Annotated in this window: 8 protein-coding genes; 6 read left to right on the forward strand and 2 right to left on the reverse strand. The window is 29.6% G+C overall.

Annotated features, from left to right (window positions below; genetic code table 11):
* Window positions 1–24 precede the first annotated feature (24 nt).
* Entirely contained in the window at window positions 25–663 is a 639-nt protein-coding gene (locus RH98_RS02780) for an NUDIX hydrolase (protein ID WP_010250271.1), read from the reverse strand.
* 49 nt (window positions 664–712) lie between these two features.
* On the opposite strand from RH98_RS02780, the gene RH98_RS02785 reads away from it, so the two are divergent.
* Both RH98_RS02785 and RH98_RS02790 read left to right on the forward strand, forming a co-directional pair.
* Window positions 713–1156: a DUF4268 domain-containing protein gene (locus tag RH98_RS02785; RefSeq protein WP_010250273.1), complete on the forward strand. Its 444-nt coding sequence runs from the start codon at window positions 713–715 to the stop codon at window positions 1154–1156.
* Window positions 1157–1207: 51 nt separating this feature from the next.
* Window positions 1208–3082: a BamA/TamA family outer membrane protein gene (locus RH98_RS02790; RefSeq protein ID WP_010250275.1), complete on the forward strand. Its 1875-nt coding sequence runs from the start codon at window positions 1208–1210 to the stop codon at window positions 3080–3082.
* Window positions 3083–3114: 32 nt separating this feature from the next.
* Here RH98_RS02790 and RH98_RS02795 read toward each other — a convergent pair whose 3' ends face one another.
* Window positions 3115–3885, reverse strand: coding sequence for a sulfite exporter TauE/SafE family protein (locus tag RH98_RS02795; RefSeq protein WP_010250277.1), 771 nt, complete (start codon window positions 3883–3885; stop codon window positions 3115–3117).
* A gap of 534 nt (window positions 3886–4419) precedes the next feature.
* Between RH98_RS02795 and RH98_RS02800 the strand changes: the two genes are divergently transcribed.
* From RH98_RS02800 to RH98_RS02815, 4 genes are read left to right on the forward strand one after another with little or no spacing between them, the layout of a single operon-like run.
* On the forward strand, window positions 4420–4704 hold the full coding sequence (locus tag RH98_RS02800) for a DUF2089 family protein (protein WP_010250279.1): 285 nt from the start codon (window positions 4420–4422) through the stop codon (window positions 4702–4704).
* 17 nt (window positions 4705–4721) lie between these two features.
* Entirely contained in the window at window positions 4722–5306 is a 585-nt protein-coding gene (locus tag RH98_RS02805) for a hypothetical protein (RefSeq protein ID WP_010250281.1), read from the forward strand.
* Between the two features lie 10 nt (window positions 5307–5316).
* Window positions 5317–6240, forward strand: a complete 924-nt coding sequence (locus tag RH98_RS02810; protein ID WP_010250283.1) for an alpha/beta hydrolase — start codon at window positions 5317–5319, stop codon at window positions 6238–6240.
* A gap of 3 nt (window positions 6241–6243) precedes the next feature.
* On the forward strand, window positions 6244–6660 hold the full coding sequence (locus tag RH98_RS02815; protein ID WP_010250286.1) for a DUF3784 domain-containing protein: 417 nt from the start codon (window positions 6244–6246) through the stop codon (window positions 6658–6660).
* Window positions 6661–7024: the final 364 nt, after the last annotated feature.

Raw genomic sequence — 7024 nt, forward strand, 5'->3', positions numbered from 1 at the left:
TAATCATTAAATATGATAATTCTTTTAAAAAATCTCTTTTAAGGTCTCTTTTAGCTCACTCAACATCATTGCTGTCGCCCCCCATATTATATGATTATTAAAAGAAAATGCAGGAACATCTGTTACCTCAGCATAACTTGTTTTTAAACTAACTATTTCGACAATATCTTCACTGAATAATATTTTCAAAGGCATTTCTATTAGCTTTGCCACTTCATAAGGTGAAGGCATAAAATTTAAATTATCTGTAGCTATCACTAAATATGGTTGAACAATAAAGTTACTGGGTGGAATATATATTTTAGTATATGGCTTTACTATTTCTACAGATTTAGCACTTACCCCTACTTCTTCTTCCATCTCACGAAGCGCCGTATTCTCAAGATTTACGTCTTCATCTTCATACTTGCCACCAGGAAAAGCAATTTGTCCAGAATGAACTCCTTTATAAATAGCTCGTTCTATTAACAATAAGTTAGTTATTCCATCTTTAGGATAGAGAAGCATTGTAACAGCTGAATAGCGAGGATTCTTATCTAAAAACTCATCAGCTTGCAAATATTGACTTCTGCTCTTAGGAATCATCATTTCATGAGCAATAACACCTTTCGGATTTAATACTTTAATTTCATCAACTTTATGTATAAAAGAATCAAATGTCATAAGTTTGTACCAACAATTTTTCTAGTATTAAATTTACAACAATAAATTCATGTTTAGCAAAGAAGAAGCACAAAGAATTAAAAGAGAATTTTGGATATCATTTGCAGAGACTTATCCAAGAAAATGGTTACTACACAATACTAAAATCAAAGACTTTTCTTTTAAGTTTTATTGTGATAACAAGAAAGCACAAGTGCTATTAGATATAGAATCAAAAGACGAAGAAAAACGTAAAATATACTATGAAAAAATAGAATCTTTAAAAACAATATTATTAGAAGATTATCTTCCTGATGCAATTTTTGAACGAACATATTATTTAGAAAACGGAAAACTCATTAGCCGCATATGGATAGAAATGACAGGTATCTCTATAAATAATAAGGCAACTTGGGCACAAGTTTTTGATTTTTTTGCAGAGAAAATGAGTGCTTTTGAATTATTCTTTTACGAACATGAAGATTATATACGTGATTTAGAAATAAACACTTAACTTTAGCGTTATTCAAAAAAACACAAAGTAAAATCTTTCTAACTGGTTTAAATGAGATATTTTTTAATATACTTATTCTTTTTATTATCAATTGTACAAGTACACAGCCAAGAAACTGAAGGTACGAGAAAAGATAGTATAAGTACATTAAAAATCCATTATCCTCAGTCTGTAGACGATAAACTTATTGAAAAAGATACTACCCGCATTCTTACCAAATTTGAAAAAAATAACAAAAAAACCAAATTTGGAAGATTAATCAATAAGATTATCTATCGTGATAACAAACGACTAATAGCGAAAGCTCCTGAAATTAAAAACAACCAACATCTTGAAAGAGGTGAAGGTAAAGTCATTCGTAATATTATTATCACCACCTTAGATCCTTTTGGTTTTTCTGATTCAGATAGCTTAAAAAAGCCTACAACTAAATTAGAACGATTCGGTAATCAAATGCACTTAAAAACAAAAAACTTCACTGTAAAAAACTTTTTAGTTTTCAAAGAAGGAGAAGTTTTTGATTCTTTAAAAATAAAAGAAAGTGAACGTTTACTTCGTACACAGCGTTTTGTACGTAAAGTTTCTATGTATCCAATACCTACAAGTTCTCCCGACTCTGTAGATGTATTGATTCGCGAACTTGATTCATGGAGTATTTATCCCACAGGATCATTATCTACATCGACAGTACGTATTAAATTAACGGATAGAAACTTTGGGGGCTTTGGTCATGATGTCAGCGTGCAATATCGTGGACGTTATAAAGAGAATAAAGACGCCTATTACTTTACTTACAAGGTAAATAATATTCAAAATACCTTCATACGTGCTAATCTACTCTATGATTCTGATTTATGGGGTAATTATGTCAAAGCTTTTGCTGTAGATCGTCCTTTTTATAGTCCTCACACTAAATGGGCAGGAGGAGTAACTCTATCACAGCGTTTTCAGAGAGATTCACTTCCTGATAAGGACATGGATTATAGTCTTGAATCTATAAAATACAATACTTACGATGTGTGGGGAGGATACTCAATGCCTTTATTTTCAAAATATAAAGATAAACCCTTAATTACTAATTTACGTACCTCTTTTCGCTTCATACAGCAACATTTTACTGATTCACCAGATTTAAAATACGACTCACTAGGTTTTTACAGAGATCAGAAAACTTATCTTGCTTCGATAGGAATTACTTCAATGAATTATGTACAAGACCGCTTTATTTTTAGCTATGATTTAATTGAGGATGTACAAGTAGGAAAAGTATTTGCCCTTACATTTGGATTAAAAGATCAATATCAAAAAAGAAGAACATATCTTGGAGCAAAACTAGCTATGGGAGGATATACCAATCTAGGATATTTCGCAGGTAATCTAGAATGGGGAAGTTATTTCTATGATAAACAAGCAGAACAGGGAGCTATACGTTTCGATGGTACCTATTTCACTAAGCTATTTGTTTGGGGCAAATGGCGTTTTAGACATTTCTTTTTACCGCAATTTATAATGGGCTACCATAGATATAATCACGTCGGAGACCAATTACGCTTAGAAGAAGTAATTCAAGGAATAAGAGCACAAAAAATTACTGGTACAAGAAGATTATCTCTTGGTTACCAATGGCAATCCTATGCTCCATATGAATGGAAAGGTTTTCGTTTTAACCCTTTTATAAGTTATGAAGGTGCCTTTATGGGATATGAAAAACAACAATTTTTAGACCCTAAACTTTATTCTAGAATAAGTATTGGCTTTGTTGCTAACAACGACTACTTAGTTTTTAGCAGTATAGCCGTTTCCCTTGTATATTATCCTACTATGCCTGATTCAGGCAAACCGATCTTCTTTGCTAATACAAGACAGTACAATATGGATTTACCTAACTTCAACTATGATCGTCCAAAAACAGTTTCATATTACTAATTAATTTTTTCAATAAGTAACAAGAAAAGATTTTAATCAAAATCAACTACTTCATACCCAAAACGACAAATCGCTACAAACATGATAAACAAAAAGATATAGCGCACCCATTTCTGTCCTTTTAGAATTGCTAATTTTGCTCCACAATATCCACCCAAACCATTGCAGACAGCCATAGGTAAAGCTATTTTCCAAATAATAGCTCCTTTCATTAAGAACAAACAAATACTCCCAAAATTAGTAGCGAGATTAATTAACTTAGCATAAGTAGAAGCTTTAAAAAAGTCATATCCTACCCAAAAAATGAATCCCATAATAAAGAAAGTCCCTGTAGCAGGTCCTATAAAACCATCGTAAAATCCAATTATTATTGCAATTAGAATACCATATATATAACGGTTTCTAACTGATACTTCTACTAGACTTTTTCTTGCGAAATCTTTACGCATATAGGTGAATACCCACAAAATAAGAAGGATTGCTAACAACAAGGGCTTCATAAAATCATTGTTCACTATTGTCAATACAAATGATCCCAAAAAAGCACTAATAAATGAAATCGTTGCTAATAAACTGAAAAACTTCCAATTAATTTTCGCCTTTTTTAGATACTGTTTTACAGCAATTGCAGTACCCGAAAAAGCAGGTATCTTTAATGAACCAATAACAGTTGCAATTGGATAATTAGGTAATAAGGCTAAACTTAAAGGAGTCTGAATCAGCCCTCCACCACCAGCAATAGCATCAACAAAACCAGAGCAAAAAGCAATAATACACAAGTAAATTAATATATCGAATTCCATTGTTTCTATAAAAGAACAAAGGTAACAGCTAATAATAACATAAAGTAACAATCTATTGAACTTTATATTATATTTTTTGATAAAAAATTTGCCTTAATAATTCACTTACACACAATGCTCACAACCCTCACAATTCACTGCATTAACAATCCATCTATTATTAAACTAAATAATACATTGCGCTTAATAATATCTAAAAAAATTGCTATAAAAACCCTAAAAATGGGAGATTAGGTATTAACCTCTTCAACACCGTTTCAACAATTCCTCAGTTTACAGCCTTCTGTTGAAACAGTGTTAAAGAATGAGGGAATAAAAAGGCTCATGAATTACTATCGTTTACCAAGAATAATTAATTCTCTAGGTAAAATAAGAGTGGGGTCTCATTCTTTTTTTGGAAGTATAAATCTTCATATATCCCCATTCTTTTTTATGTTTCGTTTGAACAATATAATTCTTATTACGATTAAAATATAAATTATATTGATATATTAATTAATTTAATTTATATTTGGTTTAACAAAATTAATAAACATGTCAATAAAAAGAAAACTACCAGTAAATTGTCCTAGTTGTGAAACCAAACTCCAAGTAACACAATTGTCTTGTGAAAACTGTGGTACAACAGTAAACGGTAATTTTCAACTTCCACTATTATTACAGTTACCACAAGAAGAGCAAGATTTCATATTAGAGTTTTTTTTGAGTAGCGGAAGCTTAAAACAAATGGCACAACAGATGAATATTAGTTATCCTACTGTAAGAAATAAATTAGACGATATGATAGAACATATTAAACATTTAAAAGACTCACAATAACAAATAAAACCATTCTTATGAAAAAGAACATCTTATTAAAACCATTTGAAAACTTTCAAGAGAAACAGTTATTTCTATATGGTACTATTATTTTACTCATAGGTTCAACAATAGGTTATTTTGGAAGCATTAGATTTGATGGAGTACTTGACCTTCATTATAGCTTGTCAGTTAAATGGTTTCAACCTCTTATTGATAATATTGTAAATACAATATGTTTATCAGCATGTCTATACTTCCTAGCGTTAACAGTTAATACAAAAACACGAGTTATTGACATTATCAATATTTCATTAATATCAAGAATACCATTTTATATTGCTTCATTATTTAGTTTAGGGAAAATCAATAGGGACACTAATGAATTCCTAGCTAAAAACATCCTTGATCCTATAAAAGTACTAGATCTTCCTGGGTTAAATTTAATCCTATTAATGTTATTTACTATTGTAACGCTAATCGCAATTATCTTTATGGCTATTCTAATTTATCAAGGATATAAAACAGCTACTAATGTAAAAAGCACACTCAACAAAATTCTACTTATCGTAGTTGTTATAATAGCAGAAGCAATTTCTAAAATTCTTACTTACCAATACTAATAAAAACATTATGAACAAAAATACATTAAACCTACTATTATTCTTATTTCTAATTCTACAACCTATATATTCGCAAATCAAAACGATTGATATCGATTCTGAACTACAAGGTGATTTATATATAGGTAATAACGATAATAGGCAACTAGCTATCATCATCGCTGGATCTGGTCCTACAAACCGAAATGGAAACCAACCTCCTACACTAATGTCAAATGCATACAAATACTTAGCAATTAGCTTACAAAATGAAGGTATAAATGTATTTACATATGATAAAAGAGTAATCGCTAAAATTAAAAACAATACTATAGCTAATTATACTCCAGTATTTAATGATAATGCTGCTGATTTAAACTTAATTATAGATTACTTTAAGGATCAATTTCCCGAGATCATCTTAATTGGTCATAGTGAGGGATCATTAGTTGCAAACCTATCTGCAAATGATAAAAAAGAGGTAACACATTTTATAGCTTTACAAGGACCTGGTGAAACAATTGATAATATATTGCTGGAACAACTTGTCAAACAAATGCCATTTTATAAAGAACAAATTCAAGAAATTCACAATGAATTGAAAAAAGGAAATATTGTCACAGAAAATATACCTCCTTTATTACAGTCATTATATAATGAACAAAGTCAACCATATCTTATATCATGGATACAAATAGACCCTGCTATTGAAATAAAAAAACTTAAAATTCCAGTTTTAATTATTCAAGGAGAGAAAGACTTACAAGTAAATATTAATCAAGGAAACATATTAAAAGAAGCGTTACCAAATGCTGAATTAATCACCATTAAAGGAATGAATCATGTCATGAAAAAAGTAGAGAAAGATGAAGAAAACTTCGCAACTTATAATAAACCTGATCTTCCTTTGCATGAGGAATTAGTTCCTACGATAGTGAATTTTATTAAAAAGTAACTTATGACAGCTTTACTGATTATCGGGCTTATCTATATTGGAATAAGTTATTGCTTAAATAATGAAAATGCAGATAGTTTATTGGCAGGTTACAATACATTATCTAATGAGCGAAAAAAATTATATAATATAAACAAAATAGTGTTTTACATCAATAAGACTGCACGATATACTGGTTTTAGTATCCTAATAGTTGGCATACTTACTTATTGGTTAAAAAACATCACACTAGCTCTTATATTTTTAATATATGTACCAATTGTTCCTATAATGGTAATCAATATTTACACAAGGCTTTCCTTCTCAAAAGATCCTTTAAGATGGTATGATTGGTTATTATATACCATCATAGGATTTACACTACTTATATTTCCTTTTATAATTTCGTGGAATGAAATAACGCTTGAAATGATTAATTAAATTTATCAATTAATCTTGTGATGACACATTTCATTATTGCTCTTGTATTATTATGTTTTAACCCTATTTTGGCTAATCTCACAACGTCAAATTCTATGATAGGATATAGAACAAAAAGAGCTATATAAAATCAAAAAAAAGGAGCTTGCATAAAAAAGAAGTGGACTATATACTGCGCTAGTTGGTATTTTGTTTTTTATCACTATTGCGTATAAGTTACTATACTAATTTACAAGAAAAACTATCTCATTCTATATTCTGTACTATTATATTACTTCTTCTATCCTACTATATACAAGAATTGAAAAAGAACTTAAACATTTCGATAAAAACAATAAAAAATGAGGTTTAATAATTCATATTA

Source organism: Myroides injenensis M09-0166 (genome assembly GCF_000246945.1).
GTDB lineage: Bacteria > Bacteroidota > Bacteroidia > Flavobacteriales > Flavobacteriaceae > Flavobacterium > Flavobacterium injenense.